Raw genomic sequence first — 23,029 nt, 5'->3', positions numbered from 1 at the left:
GTCATTCCTTCCTCGGCTCAGGCGGGGACGTGGCGATGCGGAGCGCGAACTCGCCGTGCATCTCGGCGACCTGGTCCACGGTGAGCGGCCCGCCGGGCTGGAACCACAGGGCGCTGTACTCGCAGATGTTGAGGATCGCGAAGGTGGTGGCGCTGAGATCGGGCACGTCGAAGACGCCCTGCTCGGCACCGGCGCGCAGAATGGCGCGGGTGTTCTCGTAATGGCGCCGATGCAATTCCCGGATGAGCTCGTAGCGGTCCTTCGGCAGCGAGGACGCGAGCTGGGTCGGCGAATACGTCATCGACAGGAACGTCTGTGCCCGCTCACGCTGGGACAGTTGCGCGCGGGTGTGCGCGACGGCCAGCGCGCGCAGCGCCTCCGCCGGATCGGTGAGCCCCGCGGTCGCGGCCTCGATCCGTTCGAGGAACGCCTCAAGGCCGGTGCGGAGGAACTCGAAAAGGATGTCCTCCTTGGATTCGAAATGCCAGTAGAGGGTCGGCGGGGTGATTCCCACGGCGCGGGCGATCGCGGCGACCTTCGTCTTGCTGTAGCCGTCGCGCTGGAACAGTTCCGAGGCGGCCGCGAGGATCTCCGCCTTCATGTCGACCTCGGGGGTCGTCTCCGGTGCCATGTCGTCCTCTCGAATACGGGTCGGTGCGTTCCTCGCGGAACCTATCCGCCGAACAGGCGGCGCTCGGCCGCGGAGACGCACCGGGGCCGGCGGGCGGCGCGGTCCCACATCACCAGCGTCGCCGTGGAACGCGCCCGCAGCGCGCCGTCCGCCCCGCGCATCTCCTCGCGGACCTCGACCCGGTGCGCACCGGACCCGGCCGGCTCGATCACGACCGTGACCGGGCCGTCGGCCGGGAGCACCTCGCGCTCGAACTCCAGGTGCTGCGCCGCCACCACGTACGCGGGGCGCGGGTCCCCGGTGCCCTCGGCGAGCCACGCCACCCGGGCCTCCTCGAAGAAGGCGAGGTAGGAGGTCGCGGTCATGTGGCCCAGGTAGTCGAAGTCCCGGAACCGCAACTGGAACTCCGTCCGCCAGGTCGCGCGGTCGCCCGTCACGATTCCGCCGCCGGGGCCGGCGGCTCCGGCACCACCGGGACGTCGGTCCGGGGCAGGAAGTACTTGGCGCCCCGGACGGCGAGCGGGATCCCGAACACCAGGATGAGCGCGATGGCCCCGATGAGGTAGCCGACGCCGATCAGGTCGATGATCCCGAACTGGGAGAGCGCGGCTCCGGCGATCAGCACCGCGAGCGTGATCGCGACGCGGAGCCGGGACGGCATCACCGGCCGGCCGTTGTCCACCAGGTTCTGGTCGATGCGCAGCAGGATCGACTGGATGAGGCCGACCGCCGTGGCGACCAGGGTCCAGCCGACGAGGATCCCGTACACGATGACCACCCAGGTGCCCTTGCCGTCGAGCATCTTGAGCCACGGGACGGGGGCGTCGAAGATCTTGGAGTCCGGGTAGAAGCCCATGAGGGCGAGGTAGGTCAGGAACCACGGCACGACGTACAGGCCGCCGGTGAGCGCCGCGGCCTTCGCCGCGTCGCGGCGCGAGCGCAGGTGCCGCACCGTCATGAGCGTGGACGGGAAGATGACGAAGGCCAGGCCCACGTAGATGACGCCGAGCAGCACCGCGTCCCAGATCGTCGCGTCCGGCTTGAGCGAGTGGTCGCCCGACGACATCACCTGCCCGACGCGGTCCCAGTTGGACGGGATGACCAGCGCGGCGAAGAGGATGTAGCCGAGCATCAGCAGGACCGTGCCGATGCCGTTGAACCGCTCGACGACCTCGGTGCCCCGGAACGTCACCGCCCCGGTGAGCAGGATGATCAGCGCGACACCGGCCCAGTAGTTGAGCCCGAGGGTGTCGCCGAGGATGTTCCCGGTGGCCGAGGCGAGCACCGCGACGATCGCGACCGCCAGCGGAATGTAGATCGCGTCGAAGAGCCAGTAGAACCTGCGGATCAGATGCCGCAGCAGGCTCCGGTAGTCGAACAGCCGGTGCCGGCGGGCCGTCTCGTAGACCAGATACGAGATCAGGGAACCGGTGACCGCCATCGCGAGGCCGGCCCCCCAGCCCAGCGCGCCGTGGCCCGCGCCGAACTCGATGATCTCCCGTCCCGTCGCGTAGGCGCCGCCGATGGCGACCGCCTGGAACATGAGCGCGGGGATGAGCACCCCGCCCGGCCCGGCGCTCGCGCCGCCGTCCTCGACCCGGCCCGACGAAGAAGCCGTCATGCCGCACCTCCATGCCCGATCCGGGGCGCCTCCGACCTGCGCCGACGCTCCCGAATAACGAATATTCGGGAACTGTAGACGGCGGTCCGCCGATGCGCAAGGGGTCACTTTCAACGGGGGTCGCCGCCCCGGATCGTGATCAAGGGCGTACCGGCCGTGCCGGACCGGCGAACCGGATGCCGATTCCTCTAATGCGAAACGCATAAACTCGGGTCATGGACAGCCACGAGTGGGTGGACACGGAGCCGGCCGCCGAGGCGGCCCTCGGGGACAGCCGCGCGCGGGTTCTGCGGCTGGTCCGGGCCACGAGCGACACCCCCCTGGGCGTGCGGGAGATCGCCGAGCGGGCGGGGCTGCATCCGAGCACGACGCGGTTCCACCTGGAGGGGCTGGTCGAGGCGGGCCTGGTGCAGCGGGTGGCCGAGGAGCGCGACCAGCCGGGACGTCCGCGCATGGTGTACCGCGCGGAGGGCGGGGACGGCAGGCGCAGCTACCGGCTGCTCGCCAAGATGCTGGCGAGCCTCGTCAGCAAAATGCTGCCCGATCCGAGGCAGGCCGCGATCGAGGTGGGCCGCGCCTGGGGCCGCCACTTCACCGACCCGCCCGAACCCTTCCAGAGGCTCGGCCTCGCCGAGGCGCTGGAGCGGCTCAACCGCATGATGGCCGACATGGGTTTCAGCCCGGAGTTCGAACACGATGCAGAACACCAGGACCCGGAGGAGATCCGGGTCCTGGTGCACAACTGCGCCTTCGGTGAGATCGCCGAGAACCACGCGAACGTCGCGTGCCCGTTGCATCTCGGCCTGATCCAGGGGGCGCTCTCGGAGATGGACGTCGCGCTGAGCGCGGACCGGCTGGACCCCATGGTCCGGCCCAACCTCTGCGTCGCCTATCTGCGCCGTGCCGGCGACTCACCCGCGGGCGGCGGCACGCGGCAGGACGTCCCCGCCCGCGGGTGAGGCGGTCAGGCGTCCGGTTCGGTCTTCTTCCTGCGGCCCGGCAGCATGGCCAGAACCGCGACGACCACCGCCGCCTCGGCGACGGCACTGAGCACGTCGGGGACGCCGATCGCCTCGGCCTCGCCCGCCTCCGGCCCGAAGGGCAGGCCGGCCGTCCGGGTCACCGCCCAGAGGGCGATGACTCCGGCGTTGACCGCCAGCCCGGACAGCAGCATCGGCCGTTCGTCGCCGGTGTGCACGAGCACCGCCCAGACGAGCTGGAACAGCGCGAGGGCGCTGAAGAAGGCGGCGGACAGCCACCATTCGTCCAGGTGCCCGCGCATCGCGACGTAGTGGACGAGCGCGGCGAGCAGCGAGCCGCCCGTCGCGACGTGCGCGGCCAGGGACACGTGCCCGGTCCGGGTGGTGCCGGGATCGCTTGTCTCCAGGGTCGTCATGGTCACCTCCTTGTGGTTCAGCCGGCCTGGAAGACGCCGAGGCCGCCGGCGGCCATGTTCTTCATCTTGTGGCCGAGGAACGGATAGGTTCCGGCGTCGGGCAGGGTGAACTCGACGAAGCCGCCCTGTGTGGGCTGGAGGTCGAGGACCTGCGATCCGCCCTTCTCACGGTTGTCGCGCCGCAGCGTGTACTGGCCTTCCTTCCACACCGTGTCGAAGATGGTGCCGACGACGTGGAACGCGATGTTCTCGTTGGGTCCGCTGTCGTCCACCCAGACCCGGACCCGGTCACCCGGCTTCACCTTGATCGGGGCGTACGCGTACTGGTTGTAGTAGCCGTTGAAGACGACCGCGTCGTACTGGCCGGCGAGCATCTTCTTCAGGTCGCCGGGCTTGCCCTGCGGCCCGAGGTACAGCTCCGACTGGACGAGGACGAACTCCTTGTCGACCTTGCCGAGGTCCGGCGGGTCGACGATCACGGCCCCGTACATGCCGTTGCCCATGTGGTAGATCATCGGATCGGCGCCGCAGTGGTAGGTGAAGATCCCGGAGAAGTGCGCCTTGAACTCGTAGACCAGCGACTGCCCCGGCTTGATGGTGCGCATCTGGACGTTCGGCGCGACCTTCGAGGCGTGGAAGTCGATGGAGTGCTCCATCGTCCCCTTGTTCACCAGCGTGATCTTGAAGGTGTCGCCGACCTTGCCGCGCAGGATGGGGCCGGGCGCGGTGCCGTTGAACGTCCAGCGGACCTGCTTGACGCCGGGCGCGACCTCCTCCTCCTTCTCGGTGACGGTGAAGGTGACCTCGTGGACGTCCTTGCCGTCGTTCTCCGGGGCCGCGGGGTCGCGCGGCTTCCAGCCGTCGGCGGGCTTGGCCGCGGGGTCGATCTTGGCGTTCGCGCCGTCGGCGGCGGCCGTCCCCCCGGTGGAGTTTCCGGTGGACGCGGCGGCGGTGCCGGTCTTGCCGCCGGTCACGGTCACCTCGACGAGCATGCCGGCGTCCTTGTGGCCGGGGATGACGCACCACGCCTGGGTGGACTCGGTGAGGACGCCCCAGTGCTGCGTCTCGGACTTGCCGGGTTCGAGCTGCTTGTTCGTCCGGCCCAGCAGGCTGAGAGTGTGCGCCTGGCTGCCCTTGTTGACGACGTTCACCGTGACGTCGGCGCCGGCCGGGACGGTGACCTTGTTGGGCTTGATGTACATGTCGCCCTCTTCGAACTGGAGGGTGACCTTCTTCCCGGCTCCCGGCAGGGCCGCCTCGTCCGCCGCCGCGGCGACCGGCCTGCCGTCGTCATGGCCGTGACCGCCGGAGGAGGGCGTGATACCGGCCACGAGGAGGCCGACGACCAGTCCGAGCGCGAGCGCGGTGCTGATGATGGGCAGGAAACCGTTCAGGACGGTGGACGAGCGCCGATGCGCGGGTGGTCTGTCCGGGGCCGGATCGTCCGGCGCGGGGGTTGTCGACATGGGGACTCACTCCAGATGGTCGGGGGCGGGGAGGGGCGGTGGCCGGCCGTGGCCGGTCCGGCTCAGCTGATCTCCATCTCGGTGACCAGCCCGAACATGCCCTGGGATCCTTCGGCGTGCGGGAAGATGTGGCAGTGCCAGATCCACTTGCCGGGCTGATCGGCATGGATGAGGACGGTGTAGCGCTCCCCCGGCGCGACGTTGACCGTGTCGGCCTTGTAGGGCTGTTCCAGCGGGAACCCGTCCTTGGCGATGATCAGCTGGTCGACACCGTGCAGGTGCATCGGGTGCGCCATGGTGCCCGCGTTGACGTAGGTGACCTCCACCCAGTCGCCCAGGCGGGCCTTGAACTTGTCGGTCGCGGGGAACGACTTGCCGTTGAGCGTCATCCCGATGACACCGGCGTCCTGGATCTGGATGAACTGCTTCTGGGCGACCTTCTCCTTGTGCGGAGTCGGCAGGTCACCGAACTGGATCGCGCCCCACAGCCCGCTGCTCACCTGCTTGGTGCCGTTGTAGTGGGAGTGGTACCAGCTCGTCGCGATCCGCGTCACCGGGAAGGCGTAGGTGAAGGTCTCACCGGGCTTGATCGAGTCCTGGGTGACGTTGGGGACGCCGTCCATCTTGTTGGGCAACTGGATGCCGTGCCAGTGGACGCTGGTCGGCTCCGGCAGTTCGTTCTTCACGACGATGCGGACCTTGTCCCCGACGTTCGCGCGGATCGTCGGGCCCGGCACCATGCCGTTGAACGCCCAGGCGTCCACCACCTTTCCGGGTTCCACCTCCCACTTCACGGGCTTGGCCGTCATGCGGAACTCCTTGGTGCCGTCGGGCAGCACCGCGGGGACGAGGTCCTGGCCGCCCCGGCCCTTGGTGGCCGCGGGGAAGCTCTTGTCCCGCTTGGCCATGGCCTGGTCCATGGACTTCCAGCCGTCCGCCCCGCCGTCGGCGGTCGCACCGTCATGTGAATTCGTATCGTGCTCTCCGGCCGGCGTACCGGCCTGCTGTGACGTCTCCGCCACGGGCGCCGCGCCCGCCGCCGCGCCGCCGGTCTCGCGTGGAATCGTCCACAGCGAGACGGTCAGCGCGACGGCGAACGCGACCGCCGCGACGAGCATCCTCGATCTGGCACCCTGCATCGTGCCGACCCCTTCCGGGCCAAGTTTTTACTAGCGAAATAGTTTTTATGATGTTGAATGTTCAAAGTCCAGCGAAGAGCCGTGTGAAGCGCCGCACAGTGCGACATCCGCAGTTAGAAGCGGCAGGTCAGAAGGCGGGGGTACGAAGAAGCGCGGGCAAGCGGGCACCCCGGAGGCAGGGTTCGGCGCCCCGGTGGCAGAATTAGTTGATTAGACTAGTTTTTTCATTACCGACAGGCGGAACCATGGGACCCTAAGGTTGGATCATGACCATGGACCGGCGGCGGCGGGGTGTGTTCTGGGATGTGCAGGCCGGACGGGTTCCGCCGCCCCCGGCGGCGGTCACGCTGGGCTGGGAGCTGATCGCGGTCGACCCGGAGGCGGGCACCATCGAGGTGGCGTTCGAGTGAAGTTTCTCCGGCCGGCCATGCCGGGCCGTCTCGTCGGCCGCGGGCGCATCGTGCAGCGCGGCGCCGAGGTGTGCTTCCTCGCCGGGGAACTGCTCGGCCCGAACGGCAAGCCGGTGGCCGTGGCGTCGGCGACCGCTCGGATCAAGACCGTGTCGGTCTGACGGCCTCGCCGCGCTTCAGCGGAGGCCCGTCCACACGTGGGACAGAAGGGCGGACAGCGCCTGGACGGTGTCCTCGCCGTGCCTGGCGGCGAGGGCCCGTTCGTGGGCGCGGGCCAGGGCCTCCAGGCGTTCGAGCTTGTCGCGGCCGAGGTCGGAGACGTGCACCGAGACGCGGCGGCGGTCCCGGGCGGAGTGGGAGCGGTAGAGGTAGGCGGAGTCGACGAGGGAGTCCACGAGCCGGGTCAGCGTGGGATGCGGGATCTCCACGATGATCGCGAGTTCGCCCATCGAGATGTCGCCGGTACCGGCGAGGGTGCGCAGCACCCGCCACTGCTCGACGGACGTGCCCTCCTCCTCCAGGACGGCGCCCAGGTCGCGGGTGAGGGCGCGCTGGGCGCGGGTGAGGAGATCGACGAGGTCGGTGCCGACCGTGGGGGCCGTGTCCTGTCGCTCGACCACCGTGCGCCTCCCCTGTTCGGCCCGTCCGTGCACAGAGCATACTTGCCTGGTCATGAAGGATTCGGTGGTACGGGACGGCACGGAGCTGCTGGTCACCGGACCGGACGCCACGGTACTGCGGCTGGGGCTGCTGCTGCCGCTGTCGGGGCCGCTCGGCCTGACCGGGCCGTCCGGGCTGAGCGCCGCCTGCCTGGCCGCGGCGGAGGTCAACGCGGCGGGCGGGGCCGCGGGGCGGCCCGTCGAGCTGGTGCCGGTGAACGCCGGGCGCGCTCCGGGCGCGGTGGCGGCCGAGGCCCGTTTCCTCGCCGACGCCGGTCTCGTCCAGGCGTTCGTCGGGTTCCACACGAGCGATGTGCACCGGGCCCTGGAGGCCGCGCTCACCGGACGGGTGCCGTACGTGTTCACGCCGCCGCACGAGGGCGGCCCGAGACGGCCGGGCGTGGTGCTGCTCGGCGACTCGCCGGAACGCCAGCTCGGCCCCGCGCTGCACTGGCTGAGCGAGCGGCTGCGGCTGCGGACAACCACCATTCGTCCGGATCCCGCGCATCGCGACATGGGGATGTACGCGGCCACAGACGCGTGCCTAGCCCAGGGGTGCCCGGGCTGCTCGACTCCAAGGCCGTCGTGGTTCCCTCCCTGTGCTTTAGCCGACCTGGAAGACGCCGAGGCCACCGACAGCCATGTTCTTCATCTTGGATTTCTCCGTGAACCCCCGCCTTCAGATGGGGAGGACGTGCCCCTGCGGAGCAGGACAGAAAAGGTAATCCCCAGGGCGAATCGCCGTTCACCGTCGCCTGCCGGACGTGCGCACTAACATCGGAACCACTTGGGGGTGAGGCATGGCGCGGCAGGTGAAGCGGGCTTTTCGCTACCGCTTCTACCCCACGGACGAGCAGGCGGCGGAGCTCGCCCGCACGTTCGGGTGTGTGCGGCTGGTGTACAACCGGGCGCTGGAGGAACGTACCCGCGCCTGGTACGGCGAGCGGCGCCGGGTCTCCTATGTGGAGACCTCCGCGATGCTCACCACGTGGAAGAAGACCGAAGAGCTGGCGTTTTTGGCCGAGGTGTCGTCGGTGCCGCTGCAGCAGGCGCTGCGGCACCTGCAGACCGCATTCACCGGCTTCTTCGCCAAGCGCGCCAAGTACCCGCGGTTCAAGTCGCGCAAGAAGTCCCGGCACAGCGCGGAGTACACTCGCTCCGCGTTCCGCTGGCACGACGGTGAGCTGGCGTTGGCGAAGATGTCCGAGCCGTTGAGCATCGTGTGGTCCCGCCCCCTGCCGCAGGGGGCGGTGCCGTCCACAGTGACCGTCAGCCGGGATGCGGCCGGGCGCTGGTTCGTCTCGATCCTGTGCACCGATACCGTCGCCCGGCTGGAGCCGGTGGAGCAAGCGGTGGGGGTGGACGCTGGGATCACCTCGCTGGTCACCCTGTCCACGGGGGAGAAGGTCACCAACCCTCGGCACGAGCGCCGCGACCGCGAACGCCTGACCAGAGCGCAGAAAGTCCTGTCCCGCAAGGCCAAGGGGTCGAAGAACCGGGACAAGGCCCGCCGCAAGGTCGCCCGGATCCATGCCCGGATCGCCGACCGGCGCCGGGACTTCCTGCACAAGTTGTCGACTCGGCTCGTCCACGATAACCAAGTGGTCGTGATCGAGGACCTGAACGTCCGCAACATGGTCGCCAATCACTCGCTGGCCCGCGTCATCTCGGACGCCGCGTGGCGCGAGCTGCGGTCGATGCTGGAGTACAAGGCCGACTGGTACGGCCGTGAACTGGTGGTGATCGACCGGTGGTTCCCCTCCACCAAAACATGCTCGCAGTGCGGAACCATCACTCAAACCATGCCACTTGAAGTGAGGGATTGGGAATGCGGCGGATGCCGCACCCGGCATGACCGGGACGTCAATGCCGCGAAGAACATTTTGGCCGCCGGGCTGGCGGTGTCGGCCTGTGGAGCCGACGTAAGACCCAAACGGCGCAAGCCCGGCGGGCGGTTGGTGACGAAGCAGGAAACCCAACCGGTGATGGTTGGACTCCCCCGCCTTTAGACGAGGGAAAAGTCAACGTGCAGACCTGGGTGGCCTCGCTGCTGGTGCCCGACGCGGACAAGCTGATCAAGGACGGGGACCCGGACGGCACCGCGTTCTACGACGCGGCCCGGGTCGCGGGCGGCGCCTGGCTGGCCAAGCTCACCGCGCTGGCCACCGCGATCGCGTGGGGGTTCGCCAACTCCCTCGTCGCGCAGGCCGCGACGTCCCGGCTGCTGTACGCCATGGCGCGGGACCGGCAACTGCCCGGCTTCCTCGCCAAGGTGCACCCCACGCGGAAGGTCCCGGTCAACGCGACGCTGCTGGTCGCGGCCGTCTCGCTGGCCCTCGGCCTCTACATGCAGCAGCGCAGCGACGGCATCACCCTGCTCAGCTCCCTGGTCAACTTCGGCGCCATGACGGCGTTCCTGGTGCTGCACGTGTCCGTCGTCGTCCACTACGTCGTCCGGTCGGGCAGCCGGGACTGGTGGCGGCACCTGATCGCCCCGGTGATCGGCTTCCTGATCCTCGGCTACGTGGTGATCAACGCGAAGGTCGCCGCGCAGAAGCTGGCGTTCGTGTGGCTGGCCATCGGCGTCGCCGTCCTGATCGGGCTGCTCGCCACGCACCGGCGCCCGGCCCTGGCCGGCATCGAGGAGGAGAACGAATGACGCTCAACGTGGTCGCGCTGGACGGCGCCGAGGCCGGCTACGCCTTCGGCGGACGCGAACCGGCCCTGACGGTCGCGCCGGGCACCCTGGTCGAGCTGACCACCGAGGACTGCTTCGGCGGCGCGGTCAGGGGAGTGGACGACCTGCCGAGCCGGGTGTGCACCTTCCCCTACCTCAACCCCGTCACCGGCCCCATCGCCGTCGAGGGCGCCGAGCCGGGCGACGCGGTCGCGGTGCACTTCGTGGACATCCGTCCCGTCCGGGACTGGGCGGTCTCTACCACGTTCCCGCACTTCGGGGCGCTGACCGCGACGCACACGACGGCGATGCTGCACCCGCCCCTGCCCGAGCGCGTGTGGATGTACGACGTGGACGCCGAACGCGGCGTCTGCCGGTTCCACGCCCGGGAGAGCGACCTCGAAGTGGAACTGCCGCTCGACCCCATGCACGGCACCGTCGGCGTGGCCCCCGCCGCCGGCGAGGTGATCATGAGCATCACGCCGGGCGCGCACGGCGGCAACATGGACACCCCGGAGATGCGCGCGGGCACGACGGCCTACTTCCCGGTCAACGTGCCCGGCGCCCTCATCTCCATCGGGGACGGCCACTGCCGGCAGGGCGAGGGCGAGGTGTGCGGCACCGCGGTGGAGGCGGCGATGCGCACCGTCGTGCTCGTGGACCTGGTCAAGGGCGCCGCTCCCCCGTGGCCGCGCCTGGAGAACGACACCCACCTGATGTCGACCGGCTCGGCCCGTCCCCTGGAGGACGCCTTCCGGATCAGCCAGCACGACCTGGTCACCTGGACGTCCTCGCTGCTCGCCCTGGACGAGCTGGACGCCTACCAGCTCGTCAGCCAGGCCGGTCTCGCCCCGGCCGGCAACGTGGTCGACACCAACTACACGATGCTGGCCAAACTCCCCAAGACCGTCCTGCCGGGGGCGTCCGCCTACGACGGCCTCCACGCCCGCCTACGCGAGACCGCCGCTGAGTACCTCTCCCAGCGCTGACTTGCCGTCCGCGTACTCGGTGAGGTGGCCGTCGATCATCGTGTGAGCGAGGTCCACCGCGGCTAGCTGGGCCAGGTCGTGGGTGACCATGACCGTGGCCAACTGCTGGGTGTGGGTCAGGTCTGCCAGGAGCCTCACTATCTGGCCGCCCCGGTCGTGGTCCAGGGCGCTGGTGGGTTCGTCCACCAGGAGGACCTCGGGGGTGTTCATCAGCGCGCGGGCTATGTTCACGCGCTGGCGTTCGCCTCCCGAGAGCTGGTGCGGACGCTTGTGCTCCTTGCCGGCCAGACCGACCTCGTCCAGGAGGCGGCGGGCACGGTCGGCGGCGTGGCGGGGCGATCGGCCCGCCATGTGGGCCATCACCGTGAGCTGGTCGAGGGCCGTCAACGACGGCAGCAGGTTGGGCTGCTGGAAGACGATGCCGATGTGGTCGCGGCGCAGGCGGGCGCGCTGGGCGGAGCTCAGGCCGCCGACGTCGCGGCCCGCGATCTCGACGGTCCCGGAGGCCGGGGTGATGAGGGTCGCGGCGACGGCCAGCAGGCTCGACTTCCCGGAGCCGGACGGGCCGACCACGGCGGTGAACTCGCCCGGCCCGGCGGTCAGGCTCACGTGGTCGAGGGCGGTCAGCGTCCGGTCGCCGTCGGGGTAGGTGAGGACGACGTCGGTGAGTGCGAGGCTCATCGTGCGGCTCCCAGCGCGGTCAGCGGGTCGACTGAGGTGATCTTGCGGATGGCGAGGGCGGCTCCGGCGGCGCCGAGCAGGATCATCACCGCGACCGGGACGAGCGTGGTGGCGGCGGAGACGACGAACGGCACGCCGTCGCCGATGACCAGGCCGCCGGCGGCGCCGATCGCCCCGCCCAGCCCGGCGCCGGCCAGCAGGACGAGGACGGCCTGGGCCAGCGCGTCGCGCAGCAGGTAGCCGGTGCTCGCGCCGAGGGCCTTCAGGACGGCGACGTCCCCGCGGCGCTGGATCGTCCAGACGGTGAAGAACGCGCCGATGACCAGCGCGGAGATGACGAAGAGGAAGCCGCGCATGAGCTGCAGCGAGCCGTTCTCCGCGGCGTAGGACGGGATCGCGGACCTCGCGTCCTGCCGCGCGACGGTGGTGGTGCCGAGCCGGGCGTCGCCGGCCCGCAGGTCCGGGTCGCCGGTGGTGTGCAGGAGCAGGACGGTCGCCGGCTGCCGGTTGATCGCCTGCCAGTCGCCCAGCGGCATCCAGGCCACCGGGCTGTGGCTGTAGGAGGCGCTGCCGGCGGTCCGCGCGACCGTGAACGGGCGCCCCGAGATCTCGACCTCGGCGCCGGGCTTGAGTCCCGTGGCGCCCGCCAGCTCGGAGGAGAGGACGATCTGCCCGGCGGCCGGGGCGCCGGATTCGGCTCCGAAGAGCGCCACCGGCGTGCCGGACGCGCCGTAGGAGAGGCGGCCCATCGAGATGCCGAGCGGTTCGGCCCGCACCCCCGGCACGTCCTGCCAGCCCCGCAGGGTGTTCTGCTCGATCCGGCTGTTGGCGAACGATGCCTCTCCGCCGCCGAACACGATGTGGTCGGCGGGCAGGTTCGCGACGGCCGAGCCGCTGTCGCGGGCGAGCCCTTCGGTGAGCCCGGACAGCATCGTCACCAGCAGGGTGATGAGCAGCACGACCGACCCCATGAGCGCGAACCGCCCCTTGGCGAAGCGCAGGTCCCTCAGCGCCACGAACACCGTGTTCTCCCCCGGATACGTCGTTGTCAACGCTTTCCAGCCTCGGGGACCGGGCGAGCGCGCACATCGTGCGGGGGAATCCCCGGGCCGCCTTCTTCCGGACGGCCGGAAATCAACCTTTCGATCGATCCGGCGACGGAGAGCGTCGCCTACGCTGAGTGAGAAATGAGGACCGATCCGTTCTCCCCGCCGATGCGGCCGATCGCCTGGGCCGTGCACGGCACCTTCCTGGTCCTGCTCGCCATCGCCCTGGTCCGCGGCCTGCCCGACGGCGCGGTGCTGGCGGGCGGTCTGCTGCTCGGCGTGTTCTACCTGGCCGGGGTCACCCGGCACCGTCCGCGACGCGGACCCGCCCGGGTGTGGCTGGCGCTGCTCACCGCGGGGTGGGCGGCGCTGGCGCTGGCCTCCCCCGGCTTCGTGTGGCTGGCCTTCCCGCTGTTCTTCCTGTACCTGCACCTGCTCCCGAGGCTCGCGGCGGTGCCCGGTGTGGTGCTGCTGACGGCGGCGGCGGTCGGCGCGACCGCCTGGCACGGCGGCGGGGTCACGGTCGCGGAGGTGCTGGGGCCGAGCATCGGGGCGGCCGTCGCCGTCCTCATGACGCTGGCCTACCAGGCGCTCTACCGGGAGAGCGAGCGGCGCCGCCTGCTGATCGACGACCTGGTGCGCACCCGCGAGCGGCTCGTCCGGGCGGAGGCCGACGCGGCCCGGCTCACCGAGCGGGAGCGGCTGGCGCGGGAGATCCACGACACGCTCGCGCAGGGGATGTCGAGCATCATCCTGCTGCTGCGGGCCGCCCGCCGCGACCTGGACACCGACCGCGGCGCCGCGCGGGGACGGCTGGAGGAGGCCGAGCAGGCGGCGGCGGAGAACCTGGCGGAGGCGCGCAACTTCGTGCGGGCGCTGGCCCCGCCCGTCCTGCAGCGGTCGTCGCTCGCCGACGCGCTGCGCCGGATCACCGAGTCGGCCGCGGCCCGGTCCGCGTCCCGGATCCGGTTCGAGGTCTCGGGCGTCCCGGCCGGCCTTCCCACCGAGTACGAGGTGGCGCTCGTCCGCATCGCGCAGGGCGCGCTCGGCAACGCCGCCCAGCACTCCCACGCCGGCAACGTCGGGGTCACGCTGACCTACCTTGACGACATGGTGGTGCTGGACGTCGTCGACGACGGGCGCGGCTTCGACCCCGCGGAGCCGGCCGCCGGCTACGGGCTGCGGGCCATGCGCGAGCGGGCCCGCGCGCTCGGCGGGACGCTGACCGTCGAGTCCGCGCCGGGCGAGGGCACCGCCGTCGCGGCGACGCTGCCGCTGCCCGCCGAGGGGGCGCGGCGATGAGCGACCCGATCCGCATCCTGCTCGTGGACGACCATCCGGTCGTGCGTTCCGGCCTCCGCGCGATGCTGCTCGACCAGCCCGGCTTCGTGCTGGCCGGCGAGGCGGCGACGGGCGAGGAGGGCGTCGCCGAGGCCCGCCGGCTGCGGCCCGACGTCGTGCTGATGGACCTCCAGCTCGGCGCGGGCATCCACGGCAGCGAGGCGACCCGGCAGATCACGGCGGGCCCGGACGCGCCCCGCGTCCTGGTGCTGACCACCTTCGACACCGACTCCGACATCCTCGCCGCCATCGAGGCCGGCGCCACCGGCTACCTGCTCAAGGACGCCCCGCCGGACCGGCTGTACGCCGCGATCCGGTCCGCGGCGGCCGGCGACAGCGCGCTCGCGCCGAGCGTCGCCTCCCGGCTGCTCGGCCGCATGCGGACCCCGGCCGCCACCCTGACCGGACGCGAGCTGGAGGTGCTCGGGCTGGTCGCCGAGGGCCTGTCGAACCGGCAGATCAGCAGGCGGCTGTTCCTCAGCGAGACCACGATCAAGACGCACCTGGTGCACATCTACGCCAAGCTCGGCGTGGACTCGCGCACCGCCGCCGTCGCCGCCGCCACCCGCCGCGGACTGATCCGTCCGTCCTGACTACCCGTGGACGGCCTCCACCCGCGGCTCGGAAACCGGCGGCGCGGACCGCCGGGGCCACAGCGCCCGGTCGCCCAGCAGCCGCACGATCGCGGGAACCAGCAGCGGGCGCACCACGAACGTGTCGAGCAGGATGCCGATCGCCATGGCCATGCCGAACTGGTACAGCTCGCGGATCGGCTGCGTCATGAGCACCGCGAACGTCCCGGCGAGGATGAGACCGGCCGACGACACCACGCCGCCCGTGCGGGTGATCGCCGCGCGCAGGGCCTCCACCGGGGGCTTGTGCGCGGTCTCCTGCCGGTACCGGCTCATGATGAAGATGTTGTAGTCGACGCCCAGCGAGACCAGGAAGATGAACACATAGGCCGTCACCCGGTTGCCGATGCCCAGGTCACCGCCCAGGCCGAGGGTGATCGCGACCGTCAGGCCGAGGGTCGCGAAGAACGACAGCATCAGGGTGGCGAGCAGGTACAGCGGGGCCAGCACCGACCGCAGCAGCCCGGCCAGGACCAGCCCGACGATCAGCAGGACCAGCGGGACGAGGACGAGCATGTCGCGGTCGAGCGCCGCCTTCGTGTCGGCGGTCTCTGCCGTGGGACCGGCGACGTGGACGCGGGCCTCGGTGACGCCGGCGTCCCGCGCGGCCCTGGTGGCGGAGGCGCGCAGCGGGTCCACGGCGTCCATCGCGGACGGCGAGTAGGGGTTGTCCTTGAGGACGACGGTGATCCGCGCGGCACCGCCGCCGGGGGCGAGGTCGTGCCCCGGGTCGAACGCCGTCCGCGCCACCTTGGGCGCCACGGCCTTCTGGACGGCCTCCACCTGCGCCGGAGCGATGTGCCGCCCGCGGACGAGCAGGGTCGCCGGCGCGATCTCGCCGGGCCCCAGATCCCGGTCGATCATGGTCTGCCCGGCCGCGGAGTCGGTGCCGACCCGGAACCCGCTGACGAAGTCGAAGCTCTCCTTGTATCCGGTCATCCCCAGGCTCAGCACCGCCAGCAGGACGAGGGTGGCCGCGAGGACGCGACGCGGGGCGGTCACGACGAGGTCGGCGGCGCGCCGCCACACGGCGCCGCCGGTCGCGCGGCGGGCCATCGCCGACTCGGAGAACGGCCAGAACACCGCCCGGCCGAGCAGCAGGACGGCGGCGGGGATGAAGGTGAACGCGACCACGGCCATCACCGCGACGCCCAGCGCCAGGTACGGCCCGAACCCGCGCAGGGACGGGGACACCAGGGCCAGCAGCGCGAACATCGCGAGCACGATCGTGGCGGCGCTGGCCAGCACCGACTCCGACACGCCGCGCAGCGCCGCGCGCATCGCGGTGAACCGGTCGGCGGCGTCCAGCAGCGCCTCCCGGTACCGGCTGGTGATGATCAGCGCGTAGTCGGTGCCCACCCCGAAAAGCAGGACGGTCATGATCGACGCGGTCTGCGCGCTGATGGTGATGGCGCCCGCGTCGGCGAGCAGCGCGCCGACCGATTCGGTCACGCGCATGGCCACGCCCACCGCGAGGAGCGGCACCAGGGCCAGCAGCGGGGACCGGTAGACCACCAGCAGGATCACCAGGACGAGCACGACGGTGCCGAGCAGCAGCACCTTGTCGCCGCTGGAGAAGACCTTGACGGTGTCGACGATGATGCCGGCGGGGCCCGTCACCGCGACCGTCGCGCCCGGTGCCGCGTCCTTGACGGCGGCGCGCAGGTCGGTGACGGCGTCCTTGAACGCGTCGCTCGTCGCGTCCCCGGTGACGGGGACGATCACGACCCGGGTCTTCCCGTCGGCCGAGGTCAGGCCGGCACCGCCCGGGACGCAGTCGGTGCCGGGCTTCGTGCCGTCCGTGCCGCAGACGGGCGACACCGGCATGCCGAGGTTCTGCCGTTCGGCGCCGCCGGCCGCGCGGGTCACCGCCGTGGCGGCGGCCGGGGAACCGTCCTTGGACTTCACGACCACGACCGCCGGCAGGGCGTCGCTTCCCGGGAACGCCTTCTCCAGTTCCCGCTGCGCCACCGAGGACGAGCTCGCCGCGGGCGCGCTGTTGGCCGACGTGTTGTCCTCGACCGACTTCAGGTCGGGCGCGAGCCCGGCGAGGACGAAGGTGAGGACGATCCAGAGGACGACCGTGAGGGCCGCCGATCGTTTGGAGGCGAGCATCGCCCGTAGCAGAGCCGACATGGGAACCTTCATTTTAGGAACAGGGTGTTGCTATAACTGGGGATACCATATCCGGGCCCCTGCGAAGGGCGATCCGGGGGTCGGGGAAGCGGAGGAAGCGGCGTGCCGAAGATCAACGCGCCCACCGTCCGGGAGCACCGCAGCCGGATGGAGGCGGCGCTGGTCGACGCGGCCGAGGAGATCCTCCGGGAGGGCGGCGGGCTCACCGTGGGGGCCGTGGCCGGCCGGGTCGGCATCGCCCGGTCCAGCGTCTACAAGTACGTCGGCAGCGTGGACGAACTGGTCGAGGCCGTCGTCGCCCGCGACTTCCCGCGCTGGGTCGCCGCCGTCCGGCGGGAGGTCGACGCCGCGCCCGCCCCTGCCGAGCGCATCCTCGCCTACGCCCGCGCCAACATCGCCGAAGGCGCCGGCGGAGACCACGGATGGCGCGTCGGGCTGGCCCACGCGTCACTGTCCGACCAGGCCCGGGAGCGCATCATGGCGCTGCACCGCGACCTGGAGACGATGCTCGGCGAGGCCGTCCGGAACGCCGACGTGCGGCATCCCGACCTGTTGCAGGCCGCCGTCCAGTCCCTGGTGGACACCGCCGTCCGCGCCATCGACGCCGGCGAGGACCCCGCCGCCGTCACCGGCTTCACCCTCGGGGCGATCGCGAGCATCGTCCGCGACGACGCGGCGCCGGCCTAGCCGACCCGGACGACCTGAACGGCCCGGCTCCGCCGGTCAGGGGTCGATCCCCTGGAAGGTCAGATCCAGCAGCACGGCCAGGTGCTCGGCCACGTCCGGGGCGCGGTGTTCGGCCCAGTCGCGCATGGCGGCCTCGAAGGTCCGGGCTATCTGCGCGGTGATCAGCATCGGCGGGACGTCGGGCCGGACGACCCCGGCGGCGGCGCCCCGCTCGATCAGCTCCTCCACCTGCTCCATGACGGGCGGCCGGGCGCCCTCGCCGAGCAGCGCGGCATGGCGGATCGGGAGCGTGTAGACGAACCTGGCGAGCTGCTCGTCCGCCGCCATCCGGGTCGCGGCGGCGGTGAGGAGTTCGCGCACCCTGGGCAGCGCGTCGGCGTCCGGTCCGGGCGGGGTGGGCAGCGGGACGTCCCGGACGAGCCGGTCGAACAGCTCGGCGAGGATCTCCTCGCGCTCGGCGAAGTGCTTGTAGAAGGTCGCGCGGGAGACGCCGGCCTCCTTGGCGATGTCCTCGACCCGGACACCGACGTAACCGCGCTCGCTGAACAGCCGCAGCGCCGTGTCGAGCAGCAGGGCGCGGACGCGGCGGCGGCCATCCTGGCTGGACCGGCCAAAGCCGGGCGACCGTACGGTCATCTGCTCCTCCGGGTCGGCGTGACATGCGGCCACCTCGAATCTACCGCCTCCAGCCAAGGTGAAACACGTGTCTACACATGTGTGTAACATGTGACGAAACATATGTTCAGCATTGAAGGAGGAGGTGGCGCCGTGCTCGCCGCTCTCGGCCGTTTCTCGGCGCGGCACCGTTGGTGGGTGCTCGCCGCATGGCTTCTGCTGGTCCTCGGCGTGGTGGCGGCCGGCCGCTCGTTCGGGGGCTCGTTCAGCAACGACCTGACGCTCAAGGGCGCCGATTCGCAGGCCGCCTACGACACGCTCCGGGCACGGTTCCCCGACATGTCCGGTGACGGGATGCAGGTGGTCGTGCACAGCGAGAAGGGCCAGATCTCACCGGACGTCCAGCGCAAGGTGGACGCGGCGGTCGCGGACGTGCGGACCCGGCCGGACGTCGCGGCGGCCCAGTCGCCGTTCGGGCCGGTCCGGCCCATGGTCTCCGAAGACGGCCGGACCGCGATCGCGACCGTCCAGTTCGACCAGCGCGCCAAGGACATTCCCGAAGAGTCCCTGCGCAAGGCGCAGGAGGCGTTCGATCCGGTGCGCGGCCAGGACGTCCAGGTGGCGTTCGGCGGCGCGGCGGTGCAGGCCGAGAGCGGGCCGTCCGGCCAGGAGATCTACGGACTGATCGCGGCGGTGATCGTGCTGCTGATCGCGTTCGGGTCGCTGGCGGCCATGCTGGTGCCGATCCTGACCGCGATCGCGGGCGTCGGCGTCGGCCTGTCGCTGATCACGCTGCTGTCCGGCGTGGTGACGATCGGGACGTCCGGCCCGGTGGTGGCGGCCATGATCGGTCTCGGCGTCGGGATCGACTACGCGCTGCTGGTGGTGACACGGCACCGCGAGGAGATGGCGCACGGCCTCGCCCCGGTGGACTCGATCGCGGCGGCGATGGCGACGGCCGGGCGGTCGGTGCTGGTCGCCGGCACGACGGTGATCATCGCGATCCTCAGCCTGTACGTGATCGGCGTGCCGTTCGTGTCGGCGCTCGGGCTGGCCGCCGCGGTCACGGTCGCGGCGACGCTGCTGGCGTCGGTGACGCTGCTGCCCGCGCTGCTCGGTCTCTTCGGGCGGAACCTGGACCGGCTGCGCATCGGCCGCAGCGGCGGCGGGCACGGCGTGGCGGGCGGCTGGGTCCGCGCGGTCATCCGGTTCCGCTGGGCGGCGATCGCCCTCGCCGTCGTCGCGTTCGCGGCGCTGGCGCTGCCGCTCGGCTCGCTGCGGCTCGGTACCGCCGACGGCGGGTCGCAGCCGCCCGGCTCCACGCAGCGGCAGGCGTACGACCTGGTGGACGAGTCGTTCGGCCCCGGCATGACGGGCCCGCTGCTCGTCACCGTCGACTACGGGCAGGACGGCCGGGCGGCGCAGGCGGCGCCCGCCGTGCGGCAGGCGATCGCGCAGACCGGCGGCGTCGGGCAGGTCCTGCCGCCGCGTCCCGACCCGCACGGCCGCACCGCCGTGCTGACCGTCGTGCCGACCGGATCGCCCGACTCCGCGGCCACCGAGTCCCTCGTCCACACGCTGCGCTCGGACGTCCTGCCGAAGGCCGCGCCGAACGCCGAGGCGCACATCGGCGGCGCGACCGCGACGAGCATCGACCTGGCGGACCGGCTCGGCGCCCGCATGGGCTGGTTCATGCTGATGGTCGTCGGCCTGGCGTTCCTGCTGCTGCTGGTGGAGTTCCGGTCGCTGGCGGTGCCCGTCGTGGCGGTGCTGATGAACCTGCTCGCCGTGGGCGCGGCCTACGGGCCGGTGGTCGCGGTGTTCCAGTGGGGCTGGTGGCCGGCGAGCCTGATCGGCGCGCATCCGGGCCCGGTGGAGTCGTTCGCGCCGGTGATGCTGTTCGCGGTCCTGTTCGGGCTGTCCACCGACTACGCGGTGTTCCTGCTCAGCCGCATCCATGAGGAGTTCAAGCGGCACGGGGACGCGCGGCACGCGGTCGTCGCGGGCGTGACGTCCACCTCGCGGGTGATCCTCGCGGCGGCCTCGGTGATGGTGGTGGTCTTCACCGGGTTCGTCCTGAACGACCAGCGGGTGGTGAACCTGTTCGGCTTCGGGCTGGCGACCGCGGTCGCCCTGTACGCGCTGCTGGCGATGATGGTGCTGGTCCCGGCGGTGCTGTCCATCCTCGGCCGGTCCGCCTGGTGGCTGCCGGGCCGCCGGACGGGCCGCGGGGCGCACCGCGGGGGCGAGCCGGCCGGCGACCGGGAACCGGTGGCGCTCAAGGAAGGCGGAACGCGATGACCCGCGGCACCGACGTGGACGTCCTGGTCGTCGGCGGCGGACCCACCGGCCTGACCGCCGCGCACGAGGCGCTCCGGTACGGGCTGACCGCCCGGATCATCGACCGCAAGCCCGGCCGCGCGGCCATCTCCAAGGCGCTGGTCGTGCACGCCCGCACGATGGAGGTCTTCGAGGCCATGGGCCTGGCCGGCGACATGCTGGCGGCGGGCGTCCCGTTCGCGGCGCTGAACGTCCAGGCCGGGCGGGGCCGTCCCCGGCGGATCGACATGCGCGGGCTGCCGTGGGGCGACACGTCCTACCCGTTCTGGCTGTCGATCCCGCAGTACGTCACCGAGCAGGTCATCGAGGCGCACCTCGGCAAGGCCGGTGCCGAGGTGGAGTGGGAGGTGTGGCTGGAGGGCCTGAAGGATCACGGCGACCATGTCACGGCGACGCTGCGGCACGCGTCCGGGGAGACCGAGACCGTCCGCGCCCGGTGGCTGATCGGCTGCGACGGCGGACGCAGCACGGTGCGCGATCTCGCCGGGCTGACGCTGCGGCGCTCGGACGCCGGCGCCTCCTTCGTCCTCGCCGACATCCGGACCACCGCGCCGCTCGTCCACGACGAGGGGTACGTCCATCTCGGCCGGTCGGGGCTGCTGCTGATCGTCCCGATGCCCGAGCCCGGGCAGCGCCGCATCATCGCGCACATGCCCGGGTCGATGCCGCCCGCCATCGACGCCCCCTTCATCGACGCGCTGATCCGGGACCGGACGGGCCTCGACTTCGGCGGCCACGACATCACCTGGCACTCGCGGTTCGAGCTCAGCCACGGCGTCGCCGACCGGTACCGGCGCGGCCGGGTCTTCCTCGCCGGGGACGCCGCGCACGTGCACAGCCCGGTCGGCGGGCAGGGCCTCAACACCGGCGTGCAGGAGGCGCACAACCTGATGTGGAAGATCGCGGCGGCCGACCGGCTGGACGCGGCGGCGGCGGAACGGCTGCTGGACACCTACGAGGCCGAACGGCGGGCGATCGCCCGCGGCATGGTCCGGGGCACCGCGCGGGCGACCCGCGTGATGACGCTGGACCTGCCGCTCGCGCGGGTGCTGCGGACCGTCCTCGCGCCGCGCGTGATCGGCCGCCCGTCGGTGCAGGCCAGGCTCGGACGCCGGGTCGGGATGCTGGAGACCGCGTACCGCACCGACGGGCTCGGATACGCCGGGCACCGGATGCCGAACCCGGAGCTGCGCTCGGGCGGACGCCTCTACGGGCGGCTCGCCGGGATCGGCCACACGTGGGTGGTGTGGCTGCGTCCCGGCGACCCGGTTCCCGATCCCGGCGACCCCCGCTGGAAGGGCCTGCCCGTCCTGCCCTTGGCGCCGAGCTCGCTCGCCGAAGGGCAGCCCTGGCCCGGCCGCATGGGAAGAGTGGTCCTGGTGCGGCCCGACCGTCATGTGGCCGCCGCCGGCGACACCCCGGAGGGCGTGTGGGCGGCCCTCGAAAACCGCCGCTGCGGAACCCCGCCCACCCCGGCGACCGCCGCCTGACACTCGTCACCGGACGCGGGCGTGATCCGGAGATCTCCGGATCACGCCTGCGCGCTCTCCCGGGGCCACACCAGAGTGCGCGCCAGGTGGACGAGCATGCCGATGAAGGTGGCCGCCCAGACGGTGAAGGCCAGCCAGATCTCCGTCTTGCCGATCGCCTCGACGATGGGGAGATGGTCGGCGACACCGAGGAACTGGCCCGCGACGCCGTACATGCCGAGGGGGAACACGATGCTCCACAGCGTCGCCTCGTAGCGCAGCGGGACGCGGTGCTTGACGTGCCGCCACCAGCCGGCCGCGACCAGCGGGAGGATGAGCCAGCTGCCGAACGCCCAGAACACCACCGCGGTGCCGGCGATCAGGCCGCGGGTCGCGGTCACCATCGGCGCGTCCGCCATCTCCACGATCCGGGCGCCCGCCACGACGGTGATGGCGGTGGCGCCCATCGCCACCCAGTAGGGCGGGGTCAGGTCCACCGGGCGCAGCGGGTACAGCAGCAGCCGGGCGGCGACGAACACGCCCGCGGCGGCGTACAGGATCACGCCGATCGACCACGAGCACACGGCGAGCAGCGCGAGTTCGCGGCGGGCCGAGGCGGCCGGTTCGAGGACGGCGGCGAGCACGGCGACGGACTGGCTGGCGACGACCCAGATGAACCAGGTCCCGTTGGCCCCGGCCACCACGGGACGGTCCTCACGGCCGAGCACGGCCGTCCACGGCACGACGTACCCGAGGACGAGCCAGCTGAGGCCGCCGACGACGAGCAGCCCGAGCGCGATGCCGTGCTGGCCGGTCCCGGCGATCCGGGTGCCGAGGACGTCGGTCCCGGCGACGAAGGTGAAGAACCCGAAGCCGCGGCGCGGGTCGGTGAAGTCGGAGCGCAACGCGGCGGGGAAGGCGGCGGCGCGCCAGAGGGTCACGATGACGAGAACGGCGTAGCAGACGACGGCCAGCCCCAGCATCGTGTCCGAGAGGAGGACCATCCCGTTGTCGTGGACACCGATCGAGACGATGCAGGTGCCCATCACCAATGCGAAATAGCCTGGGTTGAGGGTTGCCACGGCTTGTTTCAC

The 23,029-nt window shown here is 71.7% G+C and carries 24 protein-coding genes; 12 read left to right on the top strand and 12 right to left on the bottom strand.

Annotation, left to right across the window (positions count from 1 at the left end; translation table 11 throughout):
- Position 1 precedes the first annotated feature (1 nt).
- Genes ACQP1N_RS03775 through ACQP1N_RS03765 form a run of 3 tightly spaced genes read right to left on the bottom strand, consistent with a single transcriptional unit; the run spans position 2 to position 2,252 of the window.
- Positions 2-631, bottom strand: a complete 630-nt coding sequence (locus tag ACQP1N_RS03775) for a TetR/AcrR family transcriptional regulator (protein ID WP_067793033.1) — start codon at positions 629-631, stop codon at positions 2-4.
- Positions 632-672: 41 nt separating this feature from the next.
- Entirely contained in the window at positions 673-1,068 is a 396-nt protein-coding gene (locus tag ACQP1N_RS03770; protein ID WP_433229110.1) for an acyl-CoA thioesterase, read from the bottom strand.
- Entirely contained in the window at positions 1,065-2,252 is a 1,188-nt protein-coding gene (locus ACQP1N_RS03765) for a YkvI family membrane protein (RefSeq protein ID WP_067793037.1), read from the bottom strand. Before ACQP1N_RS03765 ends, ACQP1N_RS03770 begins: the two co-directional genes overlap by 4 nt.
- 215 nt (positions 2,253-2,467) lie before the next feature.
- Between ACQP1N_RS03765 and ACQP1N_RS03760 the strand changes: the two genes are divergently transcribed.
- Entirely contained in the window at positions 2,468-3,211 is a 744-nt protein-coding gene (locus tag ACQP1N_RS03760) for a helix-turn-helix transcriptional regulator (RefSeq protein ID WP_084262342.1), read from the top strand.
- Between the two features lie 5 nt (positions 3,212-3,216).
- Here the strand turns inward: ACQP1N_RS03760 and ACQP1N_RS03755 are convergent, their stop codons facing one another.
- The 3 genes from ACQP1N_RS03755 to ACQP1N_RS03745 all read right to left on the bottom strand — a co-directional run bounded on the left by ACQP1N_RS03755 (position 3,217) and on the right by ACQP1N_RS03745 (position 6,253).
- Positions 3,217-3,648 carry a hypothetical protein gene (locus ACQP1N_RS03755; RefSeq protein ID WP_433229109.1) on the bottom strand — a complete coding sequence of 144 codons (432 nt, stop codon included), beginning with the start codon at positions 3,646-3,648 and terminating at the stop codon, positions 3,217-3,219.
- A gap of 17 nt (positions 3,649-3,665) precedes the next feature.
- Positions 3,666-5,114: a multicopper oxidase domain-containing protein gene (locus ACQP1N_RS03750; RefSeq protein WP_433229108.1), complete on the bottom strand. Its 1,449-nt coding sequence runs from the start codon at positions 5,112-5,114 to the stop codon at positions 3,666-3,668.
- Positions 5,115-5,176: 62 nt separating this feature from the next.
- Positions 5,177-6,253, bottom strand: coding sequence for a multicopper oxidase family protein (locus ACQP1N_RS03745; protein ID WP_433229106.1), 1,077 nt, complete (start codon positions 6,251-6,253; stop codon positions 5,177-5,179).
- 266 nt (positions 6,254-6,519) lie between these two features.
- Here ACQP1N_RS03745 and ACQP1N_RS03740 point away from each other — a divergent pair, with 266 nt between their 5' ends.
- Together ACQP1N_RS03740 and ACQP1N_RS03735 are read left to right on the top strand one after the other, a co-directional pair.
- Positions 6,520-6,663, top strand: coding sequence for a hypothetical protein (locus ACQP1N_RS03740; protein ID WP_433229105.1), 144 nt, complete (start codon positions 6,520-6,522; stop codon positions 6,661-6,663).
- The gene (locus ACQP1N_RS03735; RefSeq protein WP_433229104.1) at positions 6,660-6,824 is read left to right on the top strand and encodes a hypothetical protein; all 165 of its coding nucleotides are present in this window, start codon (positions 6,660-6,662) and stop codon (positions 6,822-6,824) included. The genes ACQP1N_RS03740 and ACQP1N_RS03735 overlap by 4 nt, the downstream gene beginning before the upstream one ends.
- A 15-nt stretch (positions 6,825-6,839) precedes the next feature.
- Here the strand turns inward: ACQP1N_RS03735 and ACQP1N_RS03730 are convergent, their stop codons facing one another.
- Positions 6,840-7,283: a MarR family winged helix-turn-helix transcriptional regulator gene (locus tag ACQP1N_RS03730; protein WP_433229103.1), complete on the bottom strand. Its 444-nt coding sequence runs from the start codon at positions 7,281-7,283 to the stop codon at positions 6,840-6,842.
- 52 nt (positions 7,284-7,335) lie between these two features.
- Here ACQP1N_RS03730 and ACQP1N_RS03725 point away from each other — a divergent pair, with 52 nt between their 5' ends.
- From ACQP1N_RS03725 to ACQP1N_RS03710, 4 genes are read left to right on the top strand one after another with little or no spacing between them, the layout of a single operon-like run.
- The gene (locus tag ACQP1N_RS03725; RefSeq protein ID WP_084262345.1) at positions 7,336-8,097 is read left to right on the top strand and encodes an ABC transporter substrate-binding protein; all 762 of its coding nucleotides are present in this window, start codon (positions 7,336-7,338) and stop codon (positions 8,095-8,097) included.
- Between the two features lie 25 nt (positions 8,098-8,122).
- Positions 8,123-9,331 (top strand): RNA-guided endonuclease InsQ/TnpB family protein, encoded by a 1,209-nt coding sequence (locus ACQP1N_RS03720; protein WP_067793054.1) that lies wholly within the window; start codon positions 8,123-8,125, stop codon positions 9,329-9,331.
- Positions 9,332-9,348: 17 nt separating this feature from the next.
- Entirely contained in the window at positions 9,349-9,981 is a 633-nt protein-coding gene (locus tag ACQP1N_RS03715) for an APC family permease (protein WP_433229102.1), read from the top strand.
- Positions 9,978-10,988, top strand: coding sequence for an acetamidase/formamidase family protein (locus tag ACQP1N_RS03710; RefSeq protein ID WP_433229101.1), 1,011 nt, complete (start codon positions 9,978-9,980; stop codon positions 10,986-10,988). The genes ACQP1N_RS03715 and ACQP1N_RS03710 overlap by 4 nt, the downstream gene beginning before the upstream one ends.
- Here ACQP1N_RS03710 and ACQP1N_RS03705 read toward each other — a convergent pair.
- Together ACQP1N_RS03705 and ACQP1N_RS03700 are read right to left on the bottom strand one after the other, a co-directional pair.
- A complete protein-coding gene (locus tag ACQP1N_RS03705; protein ID WP_433229099.1) occupies positions 10,950-11,669 on the bottom strand; it encodes an ABC transporter ATP-binding protein in 720 nt (239 codons plus the stop codon). The two genes, ACQP1N_RS03710 and ACQP1N_RS03705, sit on opposite strands and share 39 nt — an antisense overlap.
- Positions 11,666-12,721 carry an FtsX-like permease family protein gene (locus tag ACQP1N_RS03700; protein ID WP_433229097.1) on the bottom strand — a complete coding sequence of 352 codons (1,056 nt, stop codon included), beginning with the start codon at positions 12,719-12,721 and terminating at the stop codon, positions 11,666-11,668. The genes ACQP1N_RS03705 and ACQP1N_RS03700 overlap by 4 nt, the downstream gene beginning before the upstream one ends.
- 135 nt (positions 12,722-12,856) lie before the next feature.
- Between ACQP1N_RS03700 and ACQP1N_RS03695 the strand changes: the two genes are divergently transcribed.
- Both ACQP1N_RS03695 and ACQP1N_RS03690 read left to right on the top strand, forming a co-directional pair.
- Positions 12,857-14,017, top strand: coding sequence for a sensor histidine kinase (locus ACQP1N_RS03695; RefSeq protein ID WP_433229096.1), 1,161 nt, complete (start codon positions 12,857-12,859; stop codon positions 14,015-14,017).
- Entirely contained in the window at positions 14,014-14,649 is a 636-nt protein-coding gene (locus tag ACQP1N_RS03690) for a response regulator (RefSeq protein ID WP_067793074.1), read from the top strand. Before ACQP1N_RS03695 ends, ACQP1N_RS03690 begins: the two co-directional genes overlap by 4 nt.
- Here ACQP1N_RS03690 and ACQP1N_RS03685 read toward each other — a convergent pair whose 3' ends face one another.
- The gene (locus tag ACQP1N_RS03685) at positions 14,650-16,824 is read right to left on the bottom strand and encodes an MMPL family transporter (protein ID WP_433229095.1); all 2,175 of its coding nucleotides are present in this window, start codon (positions 16,822-16,824) and stop codon (positions 14,650-14,652) included.
- Positions 16,825-16,926: 102 nt separating this feature from the next.
- On the opposite strand from ACQP1N_RS03685, the gene ACQP1N_RS03680 reads away from it, so the two are divergent.
- Complete coding sequence (locus ACQP1N_RS03680) at positions 16,927-17,511, top strand: TetR/AcrR family transcriptional regulator (protein ID WP_433229093.1); 585 nt, start codon at positions 16,927-16,929, stop codon at positions 17,509-17,511.
- Between the two features lie 36 nt (positions 17,512-17,547).
- Here the strand turns inward: ACQP1N_RS03680 and ACQP1N_RS03675 are convergent, their stop codons facing one another.
- On the bottom strand, positions 17,548-18,147 hold the full coding sequence (locus ACQP1N_RS03675; RefSeq protein WP_067793093.1) for a TetR/AcrR family transcriptional regulator: 600 nt from the start codon (positions 18,145-18,147) through the stop codon (positions 17,548-17,550).
- Between the two features lie 132 nt (positions 18,148-18,279).
- Here ACQP1N_RS03675 and ACQP1N_RS03670 point away from each other — a divergent pair, with 132 nt between their 5' ends.
- Positions 18,280-20,427: an MMPL family transporter gene (locus ACQP1N_RS03670; protein WP_433229091.1), complete on the top strand. Its 2,148-nt coding sequence runs from the start codon at positions 18,280-18,282 to the stop codon at positions 20,425-20,427.
- A complete protein-coding gene (locus tag ACQP1N_RS03665; protein WP_433229089.1) occupies positions 20,424-21,956 on the top strand; it encodes an FAD-dependent monooxygenase in 1,533 nt (510 codons plus the stop codon). The genes ACQP1N_RS03670 and ACQP1N_RS03665 overlap by 4 nt, the downstream gene beginning before the upstream one ends.
- A 41-nt stretch (positions 21,957-21,997) precedes the next feature.
- On the opposite strand, the gene ACQP1N_RS03660 is transcribed toward ACQP1N_RS03665, so the two are convergent.
- Complete coding sequence (locus ACQP1N_RS03660) at positions 21,998-22,981, bottom strand: tellurite resistance/C4-dicarboxylate transporter family protein (protein WP_207393918.1); 984 nt, start codon at positions 22,979-22,981, stop codon at positions 21,998-22,000.
- Positions 22,982-23,029 lie beyond the last annotated feature (48 nt).

The organism is Actinomadura formosensis (assembly GCF_050948385.1).
GTDB lineage: Bacteria > Actinomycetota > Actinomycetes > Streptosporangiales > Streptosporangiaceae > Spirillospora > Spirillospora formosensis.
The sequence above is the reverse complement of the archived record's forward strand: the minus strand, read 5'-3'. Positions and strand labels throughout refer to the sequence as shown.

What these genes read in the sequence shown, in the direction of transcription:
- ACQP1N_RS03775 (WP_067793033.1), bottom strand. Translation starts at nt 631, where the DNA reads ATGGCACCGGAGACGACCCCCGAGGTCGACATGAAGGCGGAGATCCTC.
- ACQP1N_RS03765 (WP_067793037.1), bottom strand. Translation starts at nt 2,252, where the DNA reads ATGACGGCTTCTTCGTCGGGCCGGGTCGAGGACGGCGGCGCGAGCGCC.
- ACQP1N_RS03760 (WP_084262342.1), top strand. Translation starts at nt 2,468, where the DNA reads ATGGACAGCCACGAGTGGGTGGACACGGAGCCGGCCGCCGAGGCGGCC.
- ACQP1N_RS03755 (WP_433229109.1), bottom strand. Translation starts at nt 3,648, where the DNA reads ATGACGACCCTGGAGACAAGCGATCCCGGCACCACCCGGACCGGGCAC.
- ACQP1N_RS03750 (WP_433229108.1), bottom strand. Translation starts at nt 5,114, where the DNA reads ATGTCGACAACCCCCGCGCCGGACGATCCGGCCCCGGACAGACCACCC.
- ACQP1N_RS03745 (WP_433229106.1), bottom strand. Translation starts at nt 6,253, where the DNA reads ATGCAGGGTGCCAGATCGAGGATGCTCGTCGCGGCGGTCGCGTTCGCC.
- ACQP1N_RS03740 (WP_433229105.1), top strand. Translation starts at nt 6,520, where the DNA reads ATGACCATGGACCGGCGGCGGCGGGGTGTGTTCTGGGATGTGCAGGCC.
- ACQP1N_RS03725 (WP_084262345.1), top strand. Translation starts at nt 7,336, where the DNA reads ATGAAGGATTCGGTGGTACGGGACGGCACGGAGCTGCTGGTCACCGGA.
- ACQP1N_RS03720 (WP_067793054.1), top strand. Translation starts at nt 8,123, where the DNA reads ATGGCGCGGCAGGTGAAGCGGGCTTTTCGCTACCGCTTCTACCCCACG.
- ACQP1N_RS03710 (WP_433229101.1), top strand. Translation starts at nt 9,978, where the DNA reads ATGACGCTCAACGTGGTCGCGCTGGACGGCGCCGAGGCCGGCTACGCC.
- ACQP1N_RS03705 (WP_433229099.1), bottom strand. Translation starts at nt 11,669, where the DNA reads ATGAGCCTCGCACTCACCGACGTCGTCCTCACCTACCCCGACGGCGAC.
- ACQP1N_RS03695 (WP_433229096.1), top strand. Translation starts at nt 12,857, where the DNA reads ATGAGGACCGATCCGTTCTCCCCGCCGATGCGGCCGATCGCCTGGGCC.
- ACQP1N_RS03690 (WP_067793074.1), top strand. Translation starts at nt 14,014, where the DNA reads ATGAGCGACCCGATCCGCATCCTGCTCGTGGACGACCATCCGGTCGTG.
- ACQP1N_RS03685 (WP_433229095.1), bottom strand. Translation starts at nt 16,824, where the DNA reads ATGTCGGCTCTGCTACGGGCGATGCTCGCCTCCAAACGATCGGCGGCC.
- ACQP1N_RS03675 (WP_067793093.1), bottom strand. Translation starts at nt 18,147, where the DNA reads ATGACCGTACGGTCGCCCGGCTTTGGCCGGTCCAGCCAGGATGGCCGC.
- ACQP1N_RS03665 (WP_433229089.1), top strand. Translation starts at nt 20,424, where the DNA reads ATGACCCGCGGCACCGACGTGGACGTCCTGGTCGTCGGCGGCGGACCC.
- ACQP1N_RS03660 (WP_207393918.1), bottom strand. Translation starts at nt 22,981, where the DNA reads ATGGGCACCTGCATCGTCTCGATCGGTGTCCACGACAACGGGATGGTC.